Consider the following 24565-nt stretch of genomic DNA (forward strand, 5'->3'; position numbering starts at 1 on the left):
CTCGCGCGTGCGCGCGAGTCCCCCCCGCCGCGCAGGGGCGGGCCTGAGTTGGGAGGGCCGGGAGAACTCGCTAGAATCCCCGGCATGACCCGCCGCGACGCCCCCGACCGCCTCGGGCCGGGGTGCTGACGGTGTCAGTGCTGTGGACCCTGCTGATCCTGGTCGCGACCGTCGCGCTCACCCCGGTCCTGGACCGGGCCCTCGGCCGCTCCGCCTGCTGGGTCCTCGCCGGGCTGTACCTCGTGGCCACGGCGGCGCTGGTCCCCGCGGCAGCCGCCGTCCTCGGCGGGACCCGCGATGACTCGCTGACCACGTTCTCGGTCCCCTGGGCCGGGCAGTGGGGCATCGACGTCGCGCTCAAGGCGGACGGCATCGGCATCGTCTTCGCGATGATCGCCCTGGTCATCGGTGCGGTGGTGCTCGCGTACTCGGCCCGCTATCTCGACCCGGGACGTCAGCTCAGCTTCTCGCTGGTGATGGCGGTGTTCACGCTGTCGATGGTGGTGCTGGTCCTGGCCGACGATCTGGTGCTGCTGTTCGTGGCCTGGGAACTCACCTCGATCGCCTCCTTCCTGCTGATCGCCCGCTCCGGCCGCGGGGGGCAGGCGGCCTCGATGCGCACGCTGCTGATCACCTTCCTCGGCGGTCTCGCGCTGCTGGCCGCGGTCGCGCTGATGGTGCTGCGCCTGGGCACCTCCTCGGTGAGCGAGGCGCTCGCCGCCGACGTCTGGACGACGGACCCCGCCTTCACCACCCTGATCGCGGTGCTGGTCGCCCTCGCGGCCTGCACGAAATCCGCGCAGTTCCCCTTCCACGTGTGGCTGCCGGACGCCATGGCCGCGGCGACCCCGGTCTCCGCCTACCTCCACGCCGCCGCCGTCGTGAAGGCGGGGATCTTCCTGCTGCTGCGCTTCAGCCCGGCGTTCCACGACGTGCTCGCCTGGAACGTCCTGCTGATCACCGCCGGGCTCGTCACCGCCTTCGTCGGCGGAGTCCTGGCCCTGCAGCAGCCCGATCTCAAGAAGCTCATGGCCTATTCGACGGTCAGCCAGCTGGGCCTGATCGTCACCCTGATCGGGGTGGGCACCGAGGTCGCGATCCTGGCGGCGGTGCTGCACACCATCGCCCACGCCCTGTTCAAGTCCGGGCTGTTCATGATGGTCGGGGTGATCGACCACGCCGTCCACACCCGGGAGCTGCGCCGGATGCCGGCCCTGGCCCGCGCCCTGCCGGGCTCCTTCGTGGTCACCCTGCTGGGCTGCATGTCCATGGCGGGGCTGCCGCCGATGCTCGGCTTCGCCTCCAAGGAGTCGCTGCTGACCGGTGCCCTGTCCGTCGAGGGCGGCGCCTGGGCGGGCTGGGTGGTCGCCCTCGGCATCGCCGGTGCCAGCGTCCTGACCTTCGCCTACTGCGCGAAGATCGTGCTGGGCGCCTTCATCGACGGTCGTGACGAGGAGGCGCTGGCGCGGGAGGACGCCGCCGCGGACGGTGCTGGCGCCGCGGCGGCGGGCGCAGAGCCGGCGGGCACCGCACCGGGCGGCACCGACCCGGGCGGTATCGATGCGACGGGCGCGACCGTCCGCGCCGCCGATGCGCACCGCCCCGGGGCGCTGCTGCTGTGGCCGGCGGCGCTGCCGATCCTGGCGGGCCTGCCCCTGGCACTCTTCGTCGGCGTGCTGGACACCCCGGTCGGCCGGGCGGTGGAGGCGGCCCTCGGCGGGGAGCGCCATCCCCACCTCGCGCTGTGGCACGGCCTCACCCCGGAGCTGGGCATCACGGTGGCCGTGATCGTGGCCGGCACCCTGATCGCCCTGGGCCGGCGCCGCCTGCTGCCCCTGCTCGAGGCCCACCCCTTCCCGATCGACGGGGCCCGCGCCCTGACCGCGGTGGACGCGCTGGCCGAACGCCTCGCCCGGGTGCTGGTGCGACCGATCGCCTCGGACGAGCCGATGCGCCACCTGGGCGCGGTCCTGGTGTCCTTCGCGGCCCTCGTCCTCGGCGCCCTGGTGGTGCTGGGGGGCGGACTGCCGCCGCTGACCGAGGGCATGAACCAGCCGCTCGACGTCGTGCTGCTGGTGCTGATGACCGCTGCCGTGATCACCCTGTGCACGCGCCGGGACCGGCTCGGCGCCGCCGTGACGCTCTCCGCGATCGGCATCCTCGCCACGGTGCAGATCCTGGTGCTGGGCGCTCCGGACGTCGCCCTGACCCAGCTGCTGGTAGAAGCGCTGACGATCATCATCATCATGCTCGTGCTGCAGCGGCTGCCGCGGGGCTTCCTCGCCACCGCACGGCCCCGGCGGCGCGGCGCCCTCGTGGTCGCCGTGCTGATGGGCCTCGCCAGCGGCGCCGGGATGTTCCTGTTCATGGGCCGGCGCGGCCGCAGCGACGTCGCGGAGTACTACATCGCGCACGCCGAGGAGATCACCGGCGGGCACAACATCGTCAACGTGATCCTGGTGGAGTTCCGTGCCCTGGACACCCTCGGCGAGCTGTCCGTGCTGGGGATGGCCGGGGTCGCGATCGTCGCGCTGATCTCCAGCGTGCGCCACCGGTTCATCGACCCCGCGGACGCCTCGGACATCGTGGACGCCGAGGAGGCGGCCGAGGAGGCGCACACCCCGGCCCTGCGCGAGGAGGGGACCTCGGCGCACCGCGCGATCCGCTCCGCCTGGGGCAATGCGGCGGCCCTGCAGCTCATGGTGCGGGTCACCGCCCCGATCCTCGTGATCATCTCGGCCGTGCTGTTCCTGCGCGGGCACAACGCCCCGGGAGGCGGTTTCATCGCCGCGCTGGTCGGTGCCGCGATCGTGGCCCTGCTGTATCTGTCCACCTCGCAGGACCGACAGATCGGCCCGCCGCGGCTGCCGCTGACCCTCATCGGCGGAGGCGTCGCCACCGCGCTCGGCGCCGGGTTCCTGGGCTTCCTGCGCAGCGGCTTCCTCGAGCCGCTGCACGGCGAGGTGCTCGGCGTGGCGCTCACCTCCGCGATGATCTTCGACCTCGGCGTCTACCTGGCCGTGCTGGGCCTGGTGATGATCGCCGTGAACCTGCTGGGGGTCAGCGCGACCGACGACACGCCGCCCGGGGAGGGCACCCGTGAGCGCACCGACGAGACGGTCGAGGGCGAGCTCCCCGGACCGCTGGAGACCACCCGCGGGGAACCCGCCCCCCGCCGCCGCCGGGTCGGGGTGGCCACCGCGCACCTCGACTCCGGCATCGAGCCGAAGGAGGCGGGCCGCCGATGATCCTCAGCCTGACCGTGGCCGTCCTCGTGACCGGCGGTGTCTACCTCCTGCTCCAGCGCAACATGGTGCGCGCCGTCTTCGGCATCACGCTGCTCAGCCATGCGGCGAACTTCGTGCTGCTGGCGGCCGGAGTCCCCGGATGGCGCGCCGAACCGCTCACCGATGTCTCGGCGCGCGCCGAGATGGCGGACCCGCTGCCGCAGGCCTTCGTCCTGACGGCCATCGTCATCACCATGGCGGTCACCATCTTCATGCTGACCCTGGCCGTCATCGGGCGAGACGACGACATGTCCCAGCACCCGAGGACCGGGGAGCCCCGAGACCAATGATCCCTGTCGTCGATCCCGCACTGCTGCCGCTGTTCGTCGTGGTCCCCCTGCTGGGGGCCGCGCTGCTGGTGCTCGTCCGGCGGGCCGTGGTCGAGCACGTGCTGCTGCTCGGGGTCCCCGTGCTGCTCGGGGGCGCAGCCCTGTGGCTGCTGCTGTTCCACCGGTCGGTGCCGGTGATCTCCCATGCGGTGGGAGGGTTCTCCGACGTCCTGGCGATCCCCTTCGTCTCCGACTCGGCCAGTGCGGTGATGCTGCTGGTCACGGCCCTGTCCACGCTTGCGGCGAGCGTGTTCCTGCTGCTGACGGGCGAGTCCCGCTTCCGCTTCGTGCCCCCGCTGGTGCTGCTGCTGACCGCCGGCGTCAACGGCGCCCTGCTCACCGGCGACCTGTTCAACCTGTTCGTGTGGGTCGAGGTCATGCTGATGCCCTCCTACGCGCTGATCGCGGTGACCGGCAGCTGGCGCCGGCTCGGCATCGGCCGGCTGTTCGTCCTGGTCAATCTGCTCACCTCGACGATCCTCGTGATCGGTGTGGGCTTCGTGTACGGGACCGCGGGCACCGTGAACCTCGCCGAGCTGGCCGGGGCGGGCAGCGAGGATCCCCGGACCGCGGCCGCGCTCGCCGTGGTGCTGCTGGCCCTCGCGGTCAAGGGCGGCATGGTGCCGGTGCACTCCTGGCTGCCGCGCGCCTACCCGGCGACCTCGGCCGGGATCATGGGCCTGTTCTCCGCCCTGCACACCAAGGTGGCGCTGTACGCGATGTTCCGCATCGTCTCGGTGACCTTCTCCGAGGGCATGCCGTTCCTCGCGGTGTTCGCGGTGCTGGTGATCGCGACCATCCTCCTCGGTGCGTTCTCCACCGCCGCCTCCTCCCGCCTGCGCACCGCGATGGGGCACCAGATGGTGGCCGGCGTCGGCCACATCCTGCTGGGGCTGGTGCTGCTGACCCAGCTCTCGCTCACGGCGGGTCTGCTCTACCTGGTCCACCATGTGGTGACGATGTCGGCCCTGCTGCTGACCACGGGCGCGATCGAGCACACCTACGGATCCGGCCGCCTCGAGCACCTCTCCGGGCTGGCCCGGCGCGATCCGTGGGTCATCGCGATCCTCGCCCTGGGCCTGTTCAGCCTCGTGGGGCTGCCGCCGACGTCCGGCCTGTGGGGCAAGATCGGGCTGCTCGGAGCCTCCGCCGAGCAGATCCCGACCGGCGACGTCGTCCTCGGCTGGGCCGCGATCATCGCGGTGCTGGCCGCGTCCGTGGGATCCCTGCTGGGACTGCAGCGGCTGTGGCGCGGGGTCGCCTGGGGCGAGGACATGACCACCTACCGGCCCGATGACGCACGGACCGGACGCGGCGCCGAGGTGACGCTGCCGGCGGAGGTGCGGGTACCGTGGCGGCTCGCGCTGCCGGGCGCGTCGATGATGGCGCTGTCGCTGGCGATGTTCCTGGGCATCGGACTGGTGCTGCCGTTCTTCGACGCCGCCGCGGCCGGGCTGCTCGACGTCGACGCCTATGTGGAAGCGGTGAAGGGCTGATGCAGCGCCTGTGGTACTCGATCAGCTACGTGCTGTGGATGCTCGGGGAGATCATCAAGGGATCCCTCGACGTCGCCCGCGGCGTCTACAGCCGCCGCACCCTCAGCTCGCCCGCGATCGTGGAGTACCCGCTGCGGGGCACGACCGACGTCGAGATCGTCGCCATGGCCTCCTCGATCACGATCACCCCCGGCACCCTCGTGGTCGGCACCGCCCACGGCACCCTGGAGGAAGGGCCCAGCCTGTTCGTGCACGCGCTGTTCGCCGAGTCCCGTGAGCAGGTCGTCGCCGACCTCACCGAGATGGAGAACCGACTGCTGCGCGCCACGCGAGGGCCGAAGGGGGCGGACGCGGCCCGCCGGCCGCCCCGCAGCGGAGTCGTCGACGTGCGCTACGTCGACGGTCGCAGGGCCCGTCACGTCCGGGAGGACGACGGACGAGATGCGCGCAGGTCACCCGGGCCGCCGCGCCCCGCAGAGCCGGAGGAGGAGCGATGAGCGTCGTGCTGTGGATGACCGTCGTGCTGCTGGCGGCGACGATCCTGGTGGGCTTGTTCCGGATCGCGACCGCGCCCGATCCGGCCAGTCGCGCGGTCGTCGGCGACCTCGTCTTCTTCTCCGCCATCGGGGTGATCGTCCTGGTGGGTCTGTTCAAGGAGTCGGCGGCCGCGGTGGACGCGGCGCTGATCGCCTCGGTGCTCGGGATCCTCGCCACCGTGGCGCTCGCTCGGATCCTCACCAGGGGGCGTCGATGATGGCCGTGCTCGACGTCGCGCTGACGGTGCTGATCTCCGTGCTCCTGCTCGGGGGCGGGTTCTGGATGCTCACCGCGGCCCTGTCGATGTTCCATGCCCGGGACGCGCTGTCCCGGATCAATGTGCTCTCCCCGGCGACGGGCCTGGGCCTGCCGATGATCGTGGTCGGTGCGTTCCTGCAGCACGCCCGCACCGACGGGTTCGCACTCGATCTGCTGCTGAAGACGGCCATCACCGTCGTCGCGCTGGTCATCGTCTCGTCGGTGGCCTCGAACGTCCTCTCCCGCGCCGCGTACTCCTCGGGGAACCCGGTCGATCCGCGGACCGCCCCGCAGGACCTCGGGCGGGCACCGGGCGAGGGGGAGCAGACGCCCCACAGCGAGGACCGCTGACGGCCTGATGACCGAGCCCCCGGCGGCGGGGCGGTCCTGGTGCGCCCGCGCCGCGCCGTGCCGGGTTCGGCTCTCGGGGTCCGCGACCCGCGGAGCGCCCCCAGTGCATACCCTGTCCCCATGGTGACGACACTGCCGTACGGTTCCTGGCCCTCGCCCCTGACCGCCGAGCTGCTCGCGACGGGCGGCATCCGGCTCGGTGCCCCGCGCCCGGTCGGTCAGGCCGTGTGGTGGACGGAGGGCATCTCCACCGAGGGGGGACGCCAGGCGATCCTCCGCACCGCCGGTCCGGTCGCCGTGCCGGGAGCCGGTGGCGATGCGGCCGACGGTGCGGACGCCGCCGAACCGGTCACCGTGCTGCCCGCCCCCTACAACGCCCGTTCCCGCGTGCACGAGTACGGCGGAGCCAGCTGGATGGTCGTGCCCGGGACCGCGGACGAGGCGACCGGTCGGCCACCGCTGGTCGTCTTCGTGAACTTCGAGGACCAGCGCGTCTTCGCCCTGCGCGAGGGGGAGCAGCCGCTCCCACTGACTCCCATCGGCCGCGAGGTCGAGGCCGCGCACGGCCCCTCCCTGCGCTGGGCCGACCCCACCCCGGTCACCCTCGCCGACGGCACCGCCGAGGTGTGGTGGATCTGCGAGGACCACACCGGCGGCGAGGACGGGCCCCGCACCGGGGCCGACGGCGCACCGCATATCGAGCGGTACGTGGCCGCGGTGCCGCTGGACGGCTCGGCCGCCGAGGATCCCGCCGCCCTGCGCCGGGTCACCCCCTCGGCCCGCTTCGTCGCGCACCCGCGGCTCAGCCCCGATGGCACGCAGGTGGCCTGGCTCAGCTGGGAGCACCCGCAGATGCCCTGGGACAGCACGCAGCTGCACGTCGCGCCGCTGATGAGCGGCAGCGTCGGGCAGGGCGAGATCATCGCCGGCGGCGAGGACGAGTCGGTGCTGCAGCCCGAATGGCTCGACGACCAGCGCCTCATGTTCGTCTCCGACGCCTCCGGCTGGTGGAATCCCTGGGTCTGGTCGGCCGGCGGGGGTGCGCACCAGGTCCTCGCGCTGGACCAGGAGTTCGCCGCCCCGATGTGGGCGCTGGGCAGCAGCTGGTACCAGGTGCTGGATCCCGACCGGGCGCTGGTGCAGCACGGCCGTGCCGCGACCTCGCTGTCCCTGCTGCGGATCAGCACCGGGCAGCTCGCTCCGCTGGACTGCCCGCTCACGGACATCAGCGCCGCCCACCGGCGCGAGGACGGTCTGCTGGTGCTCGCCGGCGCCTCGCCCACGCAGTTCGCGGCGATCCATCTCGCGCGTCTCGACCTCGGGGATGACGCGGTGCCGGCGGTCGGTGCGGACGATGCGTCGGCCGCCGCCCCCGGAGCCGATGCCGCCACCGTCCCGTCGGCCCCGACGCTGTCACCGCTGACCCTGCTGCGCTCCTCGCGCAGCGACGCCCCGGATCCGGGGCTGCTGCCCGAGGGCGAGAGCATCGAGGTGCCGCTGCCGGACGGCGGCGTCGTCCACGCGATCGTGCACCGTCCCCGCCAGCAGGGTCTCGCGGGCCGGGAGGGGGAACTGCCGCCGTTCATCGCGCAGGTCCACGGCGGACCCACCGCCCATGTCTCGCCCGTGCTCTCGCTGCCGGTCGCCTACTACACCTCCCGCGGCCTCGGCGTGGTGGTGGTGAACTACGGCGGCTCCTCCGGCTACGGCCGCGCCTACCGCAACCGTCTGCGCGGGCAGTGGGGCGTGGTCGACGTGCAGGACACCGTCGCTGTGATGGAGCACCTGGTCGCCGAGGGCATCGCGGACGGGAACCGGCTCGCGATCGAGGGCGGCAGCGCCGGCGGCTGGACCACGCTCGCCTGCCTGACCCGCACCGACACCTTCGCCGCGGGCGTCTCCAGCTTCGGGGTCGCCGAGCTCGAGACGTTCCGCAGCGACACCCACGATTTCGAGTCCCGCTACCTCGACGGCCTGGTGGGCCCCTACCCCCAGCGGCGCGACCTGTATGTCGAGCGCGCCCCGCTCAGCCATGTCGACGAGCTCGAGGTCCCGGTGCTGCTGCTCCAGGGCGACGAGGACCGGATCGTCCCGCCCAGCCAGTCCGAGCTGTTCCGCGACGCGCTCGCCGCCAAGGGCATCCCGCACGCCTACCTGCTGTTCGAGGGGGAGCAGCACGGCTTCCGCAAGGCGGAGAGCATCATCCGGGCCGCCGAGGCCTCGCTGTCGTTCTACGGGCAGGTGCTGGGCTTCAGCCCGGCGTGCGTCCCGGTGCTCGAGCTGCAGCGGGACTGAACCATGGTGATCCGGGGGACGCACCGGATCGGGGAGGGGAGACGATGACGAGCACGATGAGGCAGGTGCCTGCCCAGAGGCAGCCGTTGCGGCCCGCGATCGCGCTGGCGATCATCTCGCTGCTGACGGTCCTGATGGCGGTGGTGGGCATCGCGCTGGTGACCGTCCTGGCCGAGATCGGGTTCTTCGAGGACGCGGAGTGGGGCCGGGAGCTGCTGGATGGTCAGGACTTCGTGGTCCGGCTCATCGTGGTGATGCTCCTGAGCTTCGCGGTCATCGCGGTCACCCTCGGCCTGAAGCTGGCCGCCGCGATCCTCGGGATCATCGTGGTGATCAAGGGCGACGGGAAGCTGCGGATCGGCGCGAGCCTGCTGCTGGCCGTGGCGCTGACGGGACTGTTCTTCTCGTTCTCCGTGGACGGTTCGATGCTCTCCGGCACCTTCGACAGCGTCCTCTCCGTCCTGGCGACCCTGGCCCAGCTGGTCCAGTGGGGCGTGTCCGTGGCCGGCATCGTGATCCTGGGGCTGGGTATCCGTGAGGTGCGCCGGGCGCGGGCGGGGTACGCGCTCGATCAGCGCTGACGCTCCCCGCTGTGACGCTTGCCACTGCGGGCCGTCCTGATGAGATTGGTCGGCGGTGTGCCGGCAGTCCCCGTCCCGGGCCCGGCCGGGCGCCGCCGGACGCGAAGGAGCCCCATGGACCACCGCATGTCCCGTCGGACCGGACTGACCGCCGGCGCTCTCGCCGCCGCGGGCGTCGTCGGCCTCCCCGCCGCTGATGCGAAGGGAGGCTCGGGAGGGCATGAGGACGATCCGGCCCCGGACCGGAGCCGAGGCGAGCCCCACCGCCACCCCTGGGATCGCAAGGGCTCGGGGAAGACCCTGCGGGACGCGCGCCCGGGCGCCGTCGGCCTCGACGCCGAGGTGCTGGAGCAGCTGCCGGGCATCATCCGCGACGGCCTCGAGCACGATCCGCCCCGCTTCGCGGGAGCGTCCCTGCTGGTCGCCTCCCGGGCGGGGATCGCCTATGAGCACGCCGACGGGTACGCGCTGCGGTGGCAGGACGCCACCACCGAGCTGCCGGAGGGGGAGAGGATCCCCGCCAGCAGCGAGACGATCTACGACCTCGCCTCGATCTCGAAGATCTTCACCGCGACCGCCGTGATGCAGCACCTCGAGCAGGGGCTGCTGGGACTCGAGGACCGGGTCGCCGACCATCTGCCGCGATTCGCCGAGAACGGGAAGAGCGAGGTCACCGTCCAGCAGCTGCTCACCCACGTCAGCGGTCTGCCGGCCTGGATCGATCTCTACTCCGCGCGTCCGGACGTCCCCTCCCGGATCGAGGCGGTGCTCACCGCGCCCCTGCGGACCTCGCCCGGCTCGATGTACACCTACAGCGACCTGGGACTGATCACGCTGGGCCTGATCGTCGAGAAGCTCTCCGGGACAGGGCTGGACGACTACGTGCGCGAGCACATCACCGCCCCGCTGGGGATGACCGAGACGATGTACAACCCGCCCGCGGAGCTGAGGGACCGGATCGCCGCGACCGAGCACCTGGACCACCACGGGTACCTTGTGCACGGCCATGTCCACGACGAGAACGCGTACTCGCTCGGCGGGGTCGCCGGGCATGCGGGGGTGTTCTCCACGGCCCGGGACCTGGCGGTCCTCGCCCAGATGTTCCTGGGCGGCGGCCGCTACGGCGAGGCGCGGATCCTTCAGGCCGGCACCGTGCAGGGCATGTTCACCGACCGCATCGCCGAGGTGACCGGGGTGGGCGGCGCTCGTCGCGGCCTGGGTCCGGAGCTCGCGGCCTGGTACTACCACGCCGGTCTGACCAGCCCCTACAGCGGGGTGCACACCGGTTTCACCGGCACCTCACTGGTGATCGACCCGCTCACCGACACCATCGTCATCCTGCTGACCAACTCCGTGCACCCCACCCGGGAGTGGTCCAGCACCTCCGTCACCCGCCGCGAGGTCTCCACCTGCGTCGCCCACGCTCTCGGGGTGGTCCCGGAGAAGATCCGCGGGGGCTGGCATGCGGGCGATGCGGATGCGAGCAGTGCGACGCTGAGCCTCGCGGTGGATCTCGAGTCGAGCGCCGCAGAACTGCGCGTGGACCTGTTCGCCCACCTCGAGACCGCCTACGACATCCTCACCGTCGAGGCCTCAGCGGACCAGGGAGGGACCTGGCTGCCGCTCCCCGGCCGCCTCGAGGCGACGCACGAGGAGTCGGTCGAGGTGCCGGACGGGCAGATCACCGGCTGGGGACGCCGCGCGGCGTGGGACACCACGTTCACGCTCACCGACGGCGGCACGCCGCTGGTCGGCGAGGTGCAGATCCGCCTGCGCCTGAGAACGGACCGTTCCACGCGCGGGCTCGGTGCCTGGGTGGGGCGGCTGCGCGTGCTCGATGCGGGCCACGAGCTGTTCGACTCGGACCGTTCCGATGACCGTCGGGAGATCCTCGCCGAGGGCTGGGTGCGCGGCGACTGAGAGCCGGCTCAGCCCCGCTCGGCCAGCAGCGCCCCGATGTCGTCGGCGAGGTCCGCCGGCTCGGTGGCCGGCGCGTACCGGCGCTGCACCGTGCCGTCGGGGCCGAGCAGGAACTTCGCGAAGTTCCACTCGATGTCGCCGGCCGGGACCTGATCGCCGTGCGCGCCGGTGAGCCACTGGAACAGCGGGTGGGCGTCCTGGCCGTTGACCTCCACCTTCGAGAACATCGAGAAGGTGACGCCGTAGTTCACCTGGCAGAACTCGGAGATCTCCGCCTCGGTGCCGGGCTCCTGGTGCATGAACTGGTCGCAGGGGAAGCCGAGCACCGTCAGCCCCTGGTCGCCGAAGCGCTCGTGCAGCGTCTGCAGGCCCGCGTACTGCGGCGTGAGCCCGCACTTGCTGGCGGTGTTGACCACCAGCACCACAGAGCCCAGGTGGTCCGCGAGCGGCTGATCCTGGCCGGTGATGGTGGTGGCGGTGAAGTCGGCGAGAGTCGTCATGGCTCCCATTGTGGTCCCTGCGGCGGGGTGGGGCCTGCGTGGTCTGCGAGCGCCGACCGTTCCTCCCCAGCACTGCTCGATCCACATTTCTGCATGCTCCCTTCCCTGGACTCCCACCTGCGAGAACGATGGAGCCATGACCAGCTCACCGCACGCTGCCGGCCCGGAGGGAGAGTTCTCCGCTCAGGCGCTCCTGGACGGCCTGCGGGCACAGGGACCCGCCGCGCTCGCCGCGGCGCTCGGGGATCTGGCCCATCTCCTGCAGGAGATCGCAGGGGACCCCGGGGAGGCGTTCGAGATCGCGGGCAGGGCCCGAGGCGAGGTCACGGACCTGCTGGGCAATCTCCAGGCCTGCGCCTCCGCGATGGATGCGCTCGAGGCGCGCTCGGTGATCGCGCTGCGGGACATCACCCGCCGCGACCGGCACGTCGAGGCCCGGGACCGGGCGGCGCACGAGACCGGTGCGGACCCGTCGCAGACCACCGTCCATGACGAGGCCGACGGTGCGACGAAGGACGACCTCTCGCTCATCACCCGCCGCTCACCGCACATGGCCGGTCGCACTCTGGCCTCCGCGCAGCGGCTCATCGAGGTGCTGCCGCGGATGCTGGATGCGCTGCGCACGGGGAAGATCAGCAGTGATGTCGCCTATACCGTGGCCGGCGCCGCCTCCGGGCTCGCCCCGGATCTCGCGCGCGAGGTGGATCGCCGGCTCGCTGAACGGCTGCCGGAGCTCGACGGTGCGGGCACCCGTCGCTTCGCGGACGCGGTGGCGACCATCGCGGGCGAGCTCGACCCCGAGGGAGCCGCCCTCCGCCACCGCCGCGCGCTCACGGAGCGTCATGTGACGATGCGACCCGGCCAGCACGGCATGGCCACGCTGTCCGCCCGGCTCTCCGCGATCGATGCCGCCCGGATCCACAAACGCTTCTCGCTCGCGGCCGAACGGCGCCGCGCCGAGGGGGCACGGGAGGGCCACGGCGCCCTCATGGCCGACGCCTTCACCGACACCCTGCTCGGGCGCGACGAGGGCGCGGACCCCGGAACCCTCGACATCGGTCTGATCATCACCGACCGCGCCCTGTTCCGGCCCGATGCCGGGGACACCGCCCACCTCGAGGGGTACGGGGCCGTGCCCGCCGAGGCGGTACGGGCACAGCTGCGGGCCGCGACCGCCGAGCCCGCCGACCCGGCCGATGACCCCTACGGCCCCGACGGTCCTGCCGTCCGCGCCGAGCTCCGCCGACTCTATGCCCACCCGACCTCCGATGAGCTGGTCGCGATGGACTCGACCGCTCGCGCTTTCCCGCCCGCCCTGCGACGGTTCCTCACCTGGCGCGACACCACCTGCCGCGGACCGCACTGCAACGCCGCCATCCGGCAGAGCGACCACATCGAGCCGGTCTCCCGCGGCGGCCCCACCAGCGTGGACAACGGGCAGGGACTGTGTGCGCACTGCAACAAGAAGGAGACCAGCGCCGCGAACGTGGCGCGGGTCGATGGCCCGGACGGGTCCGGTCACCGCGTCGAATGGACCGGTCACTCCGGCGTCAGCCGGATCACCACCCCGACCCCGCTGCGCTGGCCGCGGCGGCCTGAGCGCGAGCGCGCGCCCGCTGCACCGCCTGCCGAGGACCCCGCAGCCGAACCGGGGGTGGTCGTCGGGGCCACGACGCCTCAGGCGCGAGTCGAAGCGGCCCCGACCGGTGAGGAGAGGGACAGCGACGCACCCGATGCGGGTCGAGCCCGGCGAGTTCGGCCATCCGGTCGGCGAAGGGACCGGGCCGATTCCGCAGACGAGCCGGATCATTGAGCACGTGCTGCAGCACGTCGTAGTGCGGATCGCCGATATACGGCCGCCTGAGCAGACGACGGGCGGAACCTCCCGGCCGGGGCCGTTAGCATCACCCTCGTGAAACCGTTCGTGCAGATCGCCACCCGCCCCGAGGACGATGTCGCCCTCACCGAACGCGCCGCCGTGCTCGACTTCACCGGACTCGCGGAGGACGAGCTGCTCTGGGCGCGCCTGGACCGCGACCCGTTCCCCGAGCTGGGGGCCGAGGAGATCTCCGGGATCATCCTGTGCGGCAGCCCCTTCACGGTCTCCGATGCGGTCCGGACCAAGTCCGCGGCGCAGCTCCGGGCCGAGACGGAGATCTTCCGGGTCCTCGACCAGGTGATCGCCGACGACATCCCCTTCCTCGGTGCCTGCTACGGCATCGGCACCCTCGGCACCCACCAGGGCGCCCTGATCGACAAGGTCCACGGAGAGCCGCTCGGTGCCGTGGAGGTCACGCTCACCGAGGCCGGACAGCAGGACCCGCTGATCCGGGAGGCGGGGCTGCCGGAGACCTTCACCGGGCTGGTCGGGCACAAGGAGGCGGTCAACACCCTGCCGGCGCATGCCACGGTCCTCGCCTCCGGGAGGACCTCGCCGGTGCAGATGTTCCGCGTGGGCGCCCGGCAGTACGCGACCCAGTTCCATCCCGAGCTGGACATCCCCTCGATCATCGAGCGCGCCCGTGCCTATCGCGACCACGGCTACTTCTCGCCCGACGAGATGGAGGACGTCTTCGCAGCCCTGCGCGGGGAGAACGCCGACCATCCGCCCCGCCTGCTGCGCGCCTTCGCGACCCTGTTCGCCCGCTGACGCGGCGGGCCCACCGGCCGGCGCCGAGCGGTCGGCGGACCGTCGCGGTGCGGCACTGCTGACGTGGACGGCTGTTCACCCGTGCCCGGCACGGCGTCCCCCGTCGGCGCCGCCGGCTCGGGTACCGTCCCAGCGTGCCCCGATTCACACCTGAGCAGGTCCGTCGACGCCAGCTCGTCGTGGGCGCGTTCGCCCTCGTGCTGCTGCTGGTGGTCGGCGGCTGCACCGCCACGGTGATCGGTGCGCTGCGCGGCGGGGCCGACGGGCAGGCGCTCAGTGATCCGGAGCCTTTCCAGGCCGATGACGCGGCGATGTCGGTGGCCCTCTCCTCGGCCGACGCCGCGGTGCTCGCGAACCTGCCCGACGGGGCCCGGCTCATGCCCGGCGAGGTGATGGGCGTCGACGTCTCCAGCCACCAGCAGGACATCGACTGGGGGCAGGTCAGCGCGGACGGAGTCGGCTTCGCGTACGTCAAGGCCACCGAGGGCGCCGGTTTCACCGATACGCACTTCCGCAGGAACTGGGACGGGGCCCGCGCCGCCGGCATCACGCCCGGGGCCTACCACTACTTCACCCTCTGCTCCTCCGGCACGGAGCAGGCCGAGGACTTCCTGGCGGCAGCACCGCCGGACGATTCCGCCCTGCCACCAGCGCTGGATCTCGAGTTCGACGGCGCCTGCGAGGAGCTGCCCGGGGCGAGCGCGGTCCAGGCCGAGATCGACGCCTTCACCGCCGTGGTGGAGGAGGCCTGGGGGCGTCGCCTGGTCATCTACTCCTCCTCCGAGTGGCGACGCCGATACGGCCTGCCGGTCACCGACTCCCGCCCGGACTGGCTCTTCGCCGCCGGGAACCGACCGGCCCAGGAGGACTGGGCGGTGTGGCAGCTGCGCTTCGACGGCACCGTCGCCGGGATCGACGGCCCGGTCGACATCGACGTGGCCCGGATCGAGACGCTGCGCGAGCACGCCACCATCCCCGAGGGCGAGGGCGCGCTCGTGCATGCTGACGAGGTGGGGTGAGGGCAGTGCCGCACCGCTGCGCGCCTCAGGGCTGCAGCCGGTGCCGCTCCCAGCCGGCGCCGGCGCGCACCGTGTAGAGGATCCGGTCGTGGAACCGATGCGGGCGCCCCTGCCAGAACTCCAGCGACTCCGGCCGCACCCGCAGCCCGCCCCAGAACGGGGGGCGCGCCACCGGAGCATCCTGGAACCGTGTCTCGACCTCCGCATACTGCGCCTCCAGTGACTCGCGCGAGGCGATGGGGCGGGACTGGTGGGAGGCCCAGGCCCCCAGCTGGGAGCCGCGCGGACGCTGCCCCCAGTAGGCGTCGGACTCCGCAGCGGAGACGGGTTCGACCGTCCCCTCGATCCGCACCTGGCGCTGCAGCGGGTACCAGGGCAGCAGCAGCGCCGCCCGTGGCGTGGTCCGGACCTCGCGGCCCTTGTCCGAGTCCAGATTCGTGAAGACCACGAAACCGTCCTGGTCATGGTTCTTCAGCAGCACGGTGCGGGAGCGGGGCCGAGCGGCGCCGTCGGCGTCGATCGCGACCGTGGAGAGCACCACGGCCGACGGTTCGGGCAGGTCCGCGTGCGCGTCCCGATGGGCGAAGGCCTCCGCCAGCCAGATGTCGAACAGTGCCAGCGGGTCCACCGGGGCGTCATCCGGCAGCGACCCGGCGAGATAGTCGGTGCGCTCACCGGCCAGCCGCCGCACGGAAGCGGCGGCGCCGTCGATCGGGAAGGGGGACGTCCTCGTCATAGCGCCGATCCTAGGGCCCCGCCCGGGCCTGTGCAGCAGGTTCCGGCCCGGGCGAGGGGTCAGGTGCCGGGCAGCTGGGGCAGGGCAGCCCGGCCGAGCGATCAGCCGGGCAGCCTCGGATCGCCCTCGGCGATCACGCGCAGTGCGGCCAGGTGCGCGGAGAGCGCCGTGCGTCCGGCGGCGGTGAGCGAGACCCAGGTCAACCGCCGGGCATCGTTCCGGGCCGGGGAGAACTCCTTGCGCAGCGTCACCACGCCGGCATCGGCCAGCAGCCTGAGGTGCTTCGAGAGGTTCGCGTCCTTCAGCGCCAGGGTGTCGCGCAGCACCGCGAACTCGACCTCGTCCACCGGGCGCAGCAGACCGCAGATCCGCAGCCGCACCGGGGCGTGGATGAGCTCGTGGAACGCCGGGGCGGGCTCTGCCCCTGCGCGCGGGGAGGAGGGCCCGCTCATCGCGGCTCGGAGGGGCGGATGGGGTGGGCGACCTCGGAGCGCAGCACTGCGTCGTACTTCCGCCCCAGCATCACGGTAGCGACGAAGCCGACGGCGGCGGGCAGCGGCACCCACCACTGCGGGAGCGAGACGATCTTCAGCAGCACGCCGGAGCTCATCAGCAGCGTCAGCACCGCCAGTATCAGCAGCAGCATGCGCCGGCTGCGCGGGCCCGCGGGCCGGGTCATGGAAACCCTGTAGCGGCTGGTGTAGGACCCCATCAGGAAGGGGATCCAGAGGACGACCAGCACGATCACGGTGATCGAGGCGACCTTCGGCAGGGACTGGGCGCCGATCGCCGCCGCCACCAGACCGCCGAGGATGAGGTGATACCACCATGGCGAGACCAGCCGTTCGGCGAGTTTCGAGGCGCCGGCGTCCAGGGCGTTCAGCGCAGCTTGCGCCTCCTCGGAGGTGGGCGGTGGCGCAGCGGCGCCGAGCCTGCCCGACGAGTTGGTTTCCATGGCGAAAAGTCTATTGGGGGCGTCACGGCCTGGCAAGTGATCCGGTGGGGAGGAGATGGTGACGCCCACGACGATGTGCGCCGGAGGCCCGCAGCCTGGTCGAGAGCGGAGCCCACCTGTCCGGACGCTCCGCCGGGCACCGGACCGGCTCCGCGGGCGGTGCCGGCAGCTGCAGCGTGCTGGGATCCTGGCCGCGGTCGGCGGTGGCACGGGTACGGCTGGTGGCGATGGTCGCGTCTCTCATGGCCCCACCTTCCGCCGCGGCGCATCGGCGCCACATCCGTCGGCGGGAGCGGGGCGGTCAGGCCGTGGGGTGATCAGCGGGAGCCCGCCCTCCGCCCGGGGTGTCGCTGCCTCGGCAGCCGCTCACCGCACCATGCGGATGTCCCGCAGGCTGCCGAGATGCTCCTCCACCCGGGTGGCGCCGTCGGGCGTGAAGCCGGCCTTCTCGTAGAAGCGCCGTGCGCGGGGGTTGTCCGCCGTGACCCGGACGCTCGCGGGCCCGCCCTCGAGGATCGCCTCGGTCAGCGCCTGGGCGAGGCCGGTGCCGAGCCAGTTCTCGTCGAGATGGAGCAGGGACAGCTCACGGGATCGTGCCGGCTGCGTTTCGCACGGAGGCCAGGAGGCGGCCAGCCCGACCACGGCGCCCTCTCCGTCGCGGCCCACCCGGTAGACGCCCTCGTCGGCCTCACGGGTGCCGGGCGTGAGCCAGCTGGTCCAGTGCGCGATCCGGCGATCGATCGCCTCCTGCCCGAACCACTGCTCCCCCTCGAGCAGGTGCGAGTAGGCGATCTCCCAGCCGCGCACGTGGACCCGGGCCAGAGCCGGGACGTCGACGAGGGTGGGGACATCGATCGTGAAGGCGGGGTCGCTCGGGAGGGCGGAATCGGCAGCAGTCACGCGCACCACCTCAATGCGGTGGGGTGCCCGCGGCGCCGTCCGCAGGGGGCGGCAGCCCCGTCGAGAAGTGAGCCCCTGCTCCGGTCCCGAGGTCAGAAGGAGCCGACCGCCGAGACCAGGGCGAGCAGCGCGATCACGGTGATCACCGGCGCGACGATGGTGACCATGGCGAGGTCCTTGTAGGACTGGCGATGCGTCATCCCGCAGACCAGCAGCAGCGTGACCACCGCGCCGGAATGGGGCAGGGTGTCCAGGCCGCCGGCGGCGATCGCGGTGAGGCGGTGCATCGCCTCCAGGCTGACGCCCTGGTCGATCGCCATCGTGCGCAGCTGCTCGCCGAAGGCGTTCAGCGCGATCGTCATGCCCCCGGAGGAGGAGCCGGTGATCGCCGCGGTGACCGACGTGGAGACCACCGAGGTGACCAGGGCGTTCCCGCCCATGCCGAAGACCGCGTCGCGGATCACCGTGAAGCCCGCGACAGAGGCGATGACCGCGCCGTACCCGACCTCGGAGGCCGTGGAGAAGATCGGCAGCATCGATCCCTTCACGCCCTCGACGAAGGAGGAGCGCAGCTCGCCGAAGCGGCTCAGGTGCAGCGCGACCACGGTGAGCACCGCGGCGAAGAGGGCCAGGATCACGGCCCAGATGCCGGCGCGGGTGTCCAGGTCGATCCCGCCGTACTTCTCCTCGGAGAGGTATCCCCAGTCCATCGCCGGAAAGATCACCAGGGTGCAGCCGAAGTTCACCACGAACACCACCAGCAGCGGCAGGAAGGGCACCCAGCGGTTCGTCGGGGTGAACGTCGCCGTCGCGGTCATCGTCGCGGCGGAGCCGGCCTCGTCAGCCGGGCCGCTGCCCGGGGAGTCGGTGGCCAGGGCCGTCCTCCGCGGGGTGGCGGGAGAGGTCTCGGCGTCGGACCAGGTGCTCGAGCCGGTGCCGGAACCGCCGCGACCGAGTGCTCGCTGCAGGATGCCCACGCGGGCCGCGGACGTGCTGCCACGGCCTGACCTCGCGCCGCCCCCGCGGGGGCGCTCGGGGGACGCGAAGTGCTCACCGGAGGCGATCAGCGTCTTGCGGCGGTACTCGAGCCACGTCAGGCCCAGGCCGAAGATCAGCACCGTGCCGATCAGGCCGAGGCCGGGCGCGGCGTAGGTGCTGGTGCCGAAGAACTGGCCGGGGATGATGTTCTGGATCTGCGGAGTGCCCGGCAGTGCCGTCATGGTGAAGGTGAAGATGCCCAGCGCGATCGTCGCAGGGATCAGTCGCTGGGGGATGTCGGCGACCCGGAACAGCTCGCGGGCCAGCGGGAACATCACGAAGGCGACGACGAACAGGCTGATGCCGCCGTAGGTCATGAGGGCGGAGGTGATGACGGTCGCGGCCATCGCGCCGCGCACGCCGATCGCCCCGGAGACGGTGCGCGCGATGGACTCGGCGAAGCCGGTGACCGTCATCAGCACGCCGAAGGTGGCGCCCAGCAGGAAGACGGGGAAATAGCTGCCGATGTAGCCGGCCATCGCCGGCATGAAGACCTCGGTGTAGGAGGCGAGGATCGGAGCGCCGGAGAGCAGCAGGGCGAGGGCGGCGCAGAGCGGAGCGGCGATGATCACGGGGACGCCGCGGTAGGCGAGCGCGATCAGCAGCGCGAGGGACAGGATGATGCCGATGATCCCCAGGACCGTGGGTGACTCCTCGTGAGGCGGGGGAGACCGCCGTCCTCGGTGACGGCGGTGCGCGGGACGAGCCCCGGTGGGGGCTCACGACCTGCCGATGGGGGAGCGTCGAGCTCGCTGCCGAGGCATCATTGCAGGCTGGAAGAACCCTGACATGTCCTCGGTCGGACCTGCCTCGTCGCAGCGACCAACGCCCTGTCGCCCGTTTCGTAGCCGGTGACGAAGAGCTACGGGTGCTCGGGGCCGTGCGGCGCCGCGGAGTCGGCGGTCAGCGCCCAGCTCACCTCGATGAGATGCTCCGGATCGTGCAGGTCGGCGCCGGTCAGCTCCTGGAACCGCTTGAGCCGGTAGCGCAGGGTGTTCACGTGCACCGGGATCGATGCGGCGGCTCGCGGGATGCTCAGCCCGTGCGCCAGGTAGGCGCGGACGGTCTCGAACAGGAACTGCCCGAACTCGCCCTCGGCCTTCAGCGGCTGAAGGTGTCGGCGGCGCAGCAGCGCAGTGGTCTCGGGGCTCGCGGTGATGCCCATCCGCCAGGAGAGCGTGGCGAGGTCGGCGACGCCCCGGTGGCCCACCCGCAGCGCGGTCTCCAGCACCCGCGTCGCCGCGGCGAAGGACTCCGGCAGGTTCTCCAGGGTGCCGACGGGGCCGAGCGCGAGCGTCGTGCCCGCCGGCTCCACCCCGGGCTCCGGGGCGCCGATCACCACCCCCACCTCGGTGGTGCCGTGCGGCGTGCTCAGTGCCGTGACGCCGGCGCGCTCGGCCCAGTCCTGGATCCGTCGGTCGACGTCGACGCAGTGGTCGTGCCGGGGTGCGGCCAGTGCCCGCACCCCCTGGTCGTCGACGCCGTAGGCCGCGGCCCCGCTGCGCAGCTCGGTGCGGGGCAGCCCGGTCATCACGGCGTCGATGATCCAGCGGGAGCGGCGGCCGGAGTCGGCGACGGCCTCGGCGAGGGACCGCTCCTGATGGGCGATCACCGCGCGGGTGGAGAACGCGTCACCGAGGGACCACAGCAGGTTCGCCCCGGCGAGCACCTCCTCGGCGGGCATCCCGTGCTCCGGGGCCAGCCGCTGCAGACGCCCCAGGATCACCGTCATGCACAGCCGGAACCCTGCCAGCACGCTGCCGAGCGGCACCCCCTGCCCCATCCGTTCGAGCGCGAGCTCCTCCGCTTCGTCGATCTGCGTCGCATCGGGGGCGGCACCCCGGCGGAGGGTGCGGATGCTGAGGCCGATGTTGCGCCGGATCGAGGCCTCGAGCGAGGTCGGTGGGACCTCGTCGTAGCCCGGCAGGGCCTCCCGGATCGCGCTGGTGGTCTCCGCGACCAGCGCCGCGTCGTCCTCGAGGGCGTCGAGGATCCGATGCAGGGGTTCGCCGTCGGCGGGCGGAGGCGTCATCGGGTTCCTCGCCCGTCCGTGGTGGGTGCGGGAGCGGGGGTCGGCCATGCCTCGAGCCTATCGGCGGGTCCCACCGACGGCCCCGCTTCCCCCGAGGTACCTGCAACCCGTAGTATCAAGAACGCCGGGTTGCGTGCATCCCGCCACCCCCGGCCGGCAACCGCCCCAGACATCGCCGTCGAAGGAGAATCCTCGTGCCCGAGGCCGTCATCGTCGCCACCGCCCGCTCACCCATCGGCCGTGCCCGCAAGGGATCGCTGAAGGACATCCGCCCCGACGACCTCGTGGGCCAGATGATCCAGGCGGCCCTGGACCAGGTGCCGCAGCTGGACCCGACCACGATCGACGATCTGCAGCTGGGCTGCGCGATCCCCGAGGGCCAGCAGGGCGGGAATCTCGCCCGCACGGTCGCGGTCCGCCTCGGCCTGGACGCGGTTCCCGGCGCGACCGTCACCCGCTTCTGCGCCTCCTCCATCCAGACCACGCGTGCCGCCTTCCACGCGATCGCCTCCGGGGAGGCCCGTGCGGTGATCTCCGCCGGGGTGGAATCGATCTCGGCCAGCACCGGCATGCTGATGGAGGAGGACTCCCGCGACCCGCTGTTCCAGGAGGCCTGGGAGCGCACCGCGCAGCGCGCCGCCCGCGAGATCCCCGCGCCCTGGCACGACCCGCGCGAGGACGGCGAGCTGCCCGACGCCTACATCGCCATGGGTCAGACCGCAGAGAACGTCGCCGAGCTGCGCGGCATCTCCCGCGCCGCCCAGGACGAGTACGGGGTGCGCTCCCAGAACCGGGCCGAGGCCGCGATCGCCTCCGGTTTCTTCGCGCGGGACATCACCCCCGTGACCCTGCCCGACGGCACCGTGATCGACGCCGACGACTCCCCGCGCGCCGGCGTCACCCTCGAGGCCGTCGGCTCCCTCGACCCCGTCTTCCGGCCCGAGGGCACCGTCACCGCCGGCAACTGCTGCCCGCTGAACGACGGCGCCGCAGCACTCGTGGTGATGGAGGCGGAGTACGCGAAGGAGCTCGGCATCACCCCGCTCGCCCGCGTGATCGCCACCGGCGTCTCCGGGATCAGCCCCGAGATCATGGGGCTGGGCCCGGTGGAGGCGACCCGCAAGGCGCTCGCGCTCGCCGACATGAGCATCGAGGACATCGACCTGGTCGAGTTCAACGAGGCCTTCGCCGCCCAGGTGATCCCCGCCGCCGAGGACCTCGGCATCGACCACGACACGCTCAACGTGCACGGCGGAGCGATCGCGCTCGGCCACCCCTGGGGCTCCACCGGCGCCCGCATGACCACCACCCTGCTGCACGGCCTGCAGGAGCGCGAAGGCCGCTTCGGCCTGGCGACCCTGTGCGTCGGCGGCGGCCAGGGCATGGCCCTCATCATCGAAAGGATCTCCTGATGACCAGCAACGACACCAGCAGCTGGGACGCCCCCGCTCCCGGCCACATCTCCCTCGGCGGCAACCCCGGCAGCCCCGCTGACGCCCGCCCCGACTCGGTCGCCACCGACCGCGCGGTCGTCGCCGCGCCCGACGCCTCCGCCGCGACCCCCGCGGAGCTGCTGCCCGCCGCCGCCGACCACTACTCCCTGTTCCAGGACGTCTCCGGCGAGGATCTGCAGGCCTGGGCGGACGCCCGCTCGCTGGCCGCCGAGGTGCTGCCACGGATCAACGACTGGTGGGACCGCGGTGAGTACCCGATCGAACTGATCGCCCGGCTGGGCGAGCTGGACCTGCTCACCGACGGCCTCGACGTGCCCGGCCACCGCACCCTCACCCCGCTCGCGACCGGACTGGTGAACATGGAGCTCTCCCGCATCGACGGGAGCGTCGGCACCATGGTGGGCGTCCAGGGCGGCCTCGCCCTGCGCTCGATCATGCTGCTGGGCTCGGCGGAGCAGAAGCAGCGCTGGGCCGAGCCGCTGGCCACCGGCGTCGAGCACGGCGCCTTCGCCCTCACCGAGCCCGACCACGGCTCCGACTCCGTCTCGCTGGAGACCGTCGCCCGCCGCGACGGCGAGGACTGGGTGCTCTCGGGCCAGAAGCGCTGGATCGGCAACGGCGTCGGCTGCCACGTCTCGGTGGTGTGGGCACGGGTCGAGGACGAATCCCAGCCCGCGCTGCACGGCCAGGTCAGCGGGTTCCTCGTGGACCAGTCCCTGCCCGGCTACGAGGCCGAGGTGATCCGCGGCAAGGTCGCGCTGCGCGCCATCCACCAGGCCCACATCACGCTGCACGACGTGCGGGTGCCGCTGGATCAGCGCCTGCCCGGTGCCCGCTCCTTCAAGGACACCTCCACGATCCTGTTCGCCACCCGCGCCGGCGTCGCCTGGGGCGCGCTCGGCCACGCCCTGGCCTGCTATGAGGCTGCGCTCGAGCACGCCCAGCACCGCATCCAGTTCGGCCGCCCGCTGGCCAAGGCGCAGAACATCCAGGTGCGACTGGCGTCGATGCTGCAGACGCTGACCTCGATGCAGCTGCACTGCGTGCGCCTCGCCGAGCTCGAGACCGCCGGCACCATCCGCCCCGAGCAGGCCTCGCTCGCGAAGGTGCACAACACCCGCGCCGCCCGCGAGATCGCCACCGACGCCCGCGACATGCTGGGCGGCTCCGGGATCCTGCTGGAGAACCGTGTGGTGCGTCACCGCAGCGACCTCGAGGCCCTGCACACCTACGAGGGCACCGACACCATGCAGTCGCTCATCGTGGGCCGGTCGATCACGGGGGTCAGCGCCTTCGCGTGAGACGAACGCCGGACAGGGCAGCTTGGAGAGGGCGGCACTGCCCGGCGTGGTTTCAATGAGTACGATGTCAATTCTTCAATGCGCGGCACAGACCGTCTGCAGCATGCTGGGGAGGGCGTCATTGCACTGTTCGAGGAACGCCCTCGCACGAGGGAGTCCTGACCTGTTCCCGTCTGTCATCCCTTCTCAGAGCTCGCCCAATACTCCGCACGATGGGGCGTGAGAGCTCGAACATGTCGGAGCAGCATTCGACTGTGGAGGAACGATGGACCGGGCATGGCTCTACGCTGGCGCCATGTCCATACGTGTGTTGGAGGATCTCACCCCTGAACTTGCCGGGCTCTTTCGGGAGTCGGGCCGCTTCGCGGTGGACACCGAGACTTCAGGCCTCGACTGGCGCGTCGACCGCTTGGAGATCTGCCAGCTCTACTCGCCGCGGACAGGCTCGGTGATCGTGCGCAATTCGGGTCATCGACCCGAGCGCCTTGCCTCGGTCCTGGAGTCCTCGACGGTGCAGTCTGTCTTCCACTTCGCCCCCTTTGACCTGAGGTTTCTCGAGAAGGCATGGGGGACACGGGCGAGCGCCGTCCGGTGCACGAAGACTGCGTCCCGAGTGGCCGATTCGGAACTGCCGAACGCAGAACACAGCTTGAAGCCGCTCCTTCAGCGCCGTCTCGGGATCCAACTGGACAAGGGCGCGGTGCGGACGAGCAACTGGGGTGCGGTCGAGCTGAGTGCACAACAGATCGAGTACGCGATCGGCGATGTGCGTCACCTTCTCGACCTGCATGATGACATCACGCCGCACCTCTCACCGGATCAGACGGCCCTTTACGAGGCCATGTGTGAATACCTGCCGAGTGATGCGCACCGCGAGATCATCGGAGTACCGAATCCGCTTGTTCACTGACAGGTACCGGCCGCAG

Annotated in this window: 22 protein-coding genes; 15 read left to right on the plus strand and 7 right to left on the minus strand. The window is 72.1% G+C overall.

Annotation, left to right across the window (positions count from 1 at the left end):
- Positions 1-122 precede the first annotated feature (122 nt).
- From ACHUEU_RS00525 to ACHUEU_RS00565, 9 genes are all read left to right on the plus strand, one after another.
- Positions 123-3248: a DUF4040 family protein gene (locus tag ACHUEU_RS00525; protein ID WP_394213914.1), complete on the plus strand. Its 3126-nt coding sequence runs from the start codon at positions 123-125 to the stop codon at positions 3246-3248.
- Positions 3245-3577, plus strand: a complete 333-nt coding sequence (locus tag ACHUEU_RS00530; protein WP_394213915.1) for a sodium:proton antiporter — start codon at positions 3245-3247, stop codon at positions 3575-3577. Before ACHUEU_RS00525 ends, ACHUEU_RS00530 begins: the two co-directional genes overlap by 4 nt.
- Positions 3574-5112, plus strand: coding sequence for a proton-conducting transporter transmembrane domain-containing protein (locus ACHUEU_RS00535; RefSeq protein WP_394213916.1), 1539 nt, complete (start codon positions 3574-3576; stop codon positions 5110-5112). The genes ACHUEU_RS00530 and ACHUEU_RS00535 overlap by 4 nt, the downstream gene beginning before the upstream one ends.
- A complete protein-coding gene (locus ACHUEU_RS00540; protein WP_394213917.1) occupies positions 5112-5609 on the plus strand; it encodes a Na+/H+ antiporter subunit E in 498 nt (165 codons plus the stop codon). The genes ACHUEU_RS00535 and ACHUEU_RS00540 overlap by 1 nt, the downstream gene beginning before the upstream one ends.
- A complete protein-coding gene (locus ACHUEU_RS00545; RefSeq protein WP_394213918.1) occupies positions 5606-5866 on the plus strand; it encodes a monovalent cation/H+ antiporter complex subunit F in 261 nt (86 codons plus the stop codon). The genes ACHUEU_RS00540 and ACHUEU_RS00545 overlap by 4 nt, the downstream gene beginning before the upstream one ends.
- Positions 5863-6258: a cation:proton antiporter gene (locus tag ACHUEU_RS00550; RefSeq protein ID WP_394213919.1), complete on the plus strand. Its 396-nt coding sequence runs from the start codon at positions 5863-5865 to the stop codon at positions 6256-6258. Before ACHUEU_RS00545 ends, ACHUEU_RS00550 begins: the two co-directional genes overlap by 4 nt.
- A gap of 120 nt (positions 6259-6378) precedes the next feature.
- Positions 6379-8553 carry a dipeptidyl-peptidase 5 gene (locus tag ACHUEU_RS00555; protein ID WP_394213920.1) on the plus strand — a complete coding sequence of 725 codons (2175 nt, stop codon included), beginning with the start codon at positions 6379-6381 and terminating at the stop codon, positions 8551-8553.
- Between the two features lie 65 nt (positions 8554-8618).
- Positions 8619-9134, plus strand: a complete 516-nt coding sequence (locus tag ACHUEU_RS00560) for a hypothetical protein (protein ID WP_394213921.1) — start codon at positions 8619-8621, stop codon at positions 9132-9134.
- 114 nt (positions 9135-9248) lie between these two features.
- A complete protein-coding gene (locus tag ACHUEU_RS00565; protein WP_394213922.1) occupies positions 9249-11054 on the plus strand; it encodes a serine hydrolase domain-containing protein in 1806 nt (601 codons plus the stop codon).
- An 8-nt stretch (positions 11055-11062) separates the two neighbouring features.
- Here ACHUEU_RS00565 and ACHUEU_RS00570 read toward each other — a convergent pair whose 3' ends face one another.
- The gene (locus tag ACHUEU_RS00570) at positions 11063-11554 is read right to left on the minus strand and encodes a glutathione peroxidase (RefSeq protein WP_394213923.1); all 492 of its coding nucleotides are present in this window, start codon (positions 11552-11554) and stop codon (positions 11063-11065) included.
- Positions 11555-11690: 136 nt separating this feature from the next.
- Between ACHUEU_RS00570 and ACHUEU_RS00575 the strand changes: the two genes are divergently transcribed.
- The 3 genes from ACHUEU_RS00575 (at position 11691) to ACHUEU_RS00585 (ending at position 15223) form a co-directional block, all read left to right on the plus strand.
- A complete protein-coding gene (locus ACHUEU_RS00575) occupies positions 11691-13367 on the plus strand; it encodes an HNH endonuclease (RefSeq protein ID WP_394213924.1) in 1677 nt (558 codons plus the stop codon).
- Positions 13368-13466: 99 nt separating this feature from the next.
- Entirely contained in the window at positions 13467-14204 is a 738-nt protein-coding gene (locus ACHUEU_RS00580; protein ID WP_394213925.1) for a glutamine amidotransferase, read from the plus strand.
- Between the two features lie 134 nt (positions 14205-14338).
- A complete protein-coding gene (locus ACHUEU_RS00585) occupies positions 14339-15223 on the plus strand; it encodes a glycoside hydrolase family 25 protein (protein WP_394213926.1) in 885 nt (294 codons plus the stop codon).
- A gap of 25 nt (positions 15224-15248) precedes the next feature.
- Here the strand turns inward: ACHUEU_RS00585 and pdxH are convergent, their stop codons facing one another.
- The 6 genes from pdxH to ACHUEU_RS00615 all read right to left on the minus strand — a co-directional run bounded on the left by pdxH (position 15249) and on the right by ACHUEU_RS00615 (position 20932).
- Positions 15249-15959 (minus strand): pyridoxamine 5'-phosphate oxidase, encoded by a 711-nt coding sequence (gene pdxH, locus ACHUEU_RS00590; protein WP_394213927.1) that lies wholly within the window; start codon positions 15957-15959, stop codon positions 15249-15251.
- A gap of 101 nt (positions 15960-16060) precedes the next feature.
- Entirely contained in the window at positions 16061-16411 is a 351-nt protein-coding gene (locus tag ACHUEU_RS00595) for a transcriptional regulator (RefSeq protein ID WP_394213928.1), read from the minus strand.
- The gene (locus ACHUEU_RS00600) at positions 16408-16914 is read right to left on the minus strand and encodes a hypothetical protein (RefSeq protein ID WP_394213929.1); all 507 of its coding nucleotides are present in this window, start codon (positions 16912-16914) and stop codon (positions 16408-16410) included. The genes ACHUEU_RS00595 and ACHUEU_RS00600 overlap by 4 nt, the downstream gene beginning before the upstream one ends.
- 366 nt (positions 16915-17280) lie before the next feature.
- Entirely contained in the window at positions 17281-17814 is a 534-nt protein-coding gene (locus tag ACHUEU_RS00605) for a GNAT family N-acetyltransferase (protein WP_394213931.1), read from the minus strand.
- 92 nt (positions 17815-17906) lie between these two features.
- On the minus strand, positions 17907-19424 hold the full coding sequence (locus ACHUEU_RS00610) for a GntP family permease (protein ID WP_394213932.1): 1518 nt from the start codon (positions 19422-19424) through the stop codon (positions 17907-17909).
- Between the two features lie 290 nt (positions 19425-19714).
- Positions 19715-20932 carry a PucR family transcriptional regulator gene (locus ACHUEU_RS00615; RefSeq protein ID WP_394213933.1) on the minus strand — a complete coding sequence of 406 codons (1218 nt, stop codon included), beginning with the start codon at positions 20930-20932 and terminating at the stop codon, positions 19715-19717.
- Positions 20933-21078: 146 nt separating this feature from the next.
- On the opposite strand from ACHUEU_RS00615, the gene ACHUEU_RS00620 reads away from it, so the two are divergent.
- From ACHUEU_RS00620 to ACHUEU_RS00630, 3 genes are all read left to right on the plus strand, one after another.
- On the plus strand, positions 21079-22296 hold the full coding sequence (locus ACHUEU_RS00620) for an acetyl-CoA C-acetyltransferase (protein WP_394213934.1): 1218 nt from the start codon (positions 21079-21081) through the stop codon (positions 22294-22296).
- The gene (locus ACHUEU_RS00625; protein ID WP_394213935.1) at positions 22296-23639 is read left to right on the plus strand and encodes an acyl-CoA dehydrogenase family protein; all 1344 of its coding nucleotides are present in this window, start codon (positions 22296-22298) and stop codon (positions 23637-23639) included. Before ACHUEU_RS00620 ends, ACHUEU_RS00625 begins: the two co-directional genes overlap by 1 nt.
- A 295-nt stretch (positions 23640-23934) precedes the next feature.
- Positions 23935-24549, plus strand: a complete 615-nt coding sequence (locus ACHUEU_RS00630; RefSeq protein ID WP_394213936.1) for a 3'-5' exonuclease family protein — start codon at positions 23935-23937, stop codon at positions 24547-24549.
- Positions 24550-24565 lie beyond the last annotated feature (16 nt).

Origin of the sequence: Brachybacterium vulturis (assembly GCF_043641765.1) — a bacterium.
In the GTDB taxonomy this organism is placed as follows: domain Bacteria; phylum Actinomycetota; class Actinomycetes; order Actinomycetales; family Dermabacteraceae; genus Brachybacterium; species Brachybacterium vulturis_A.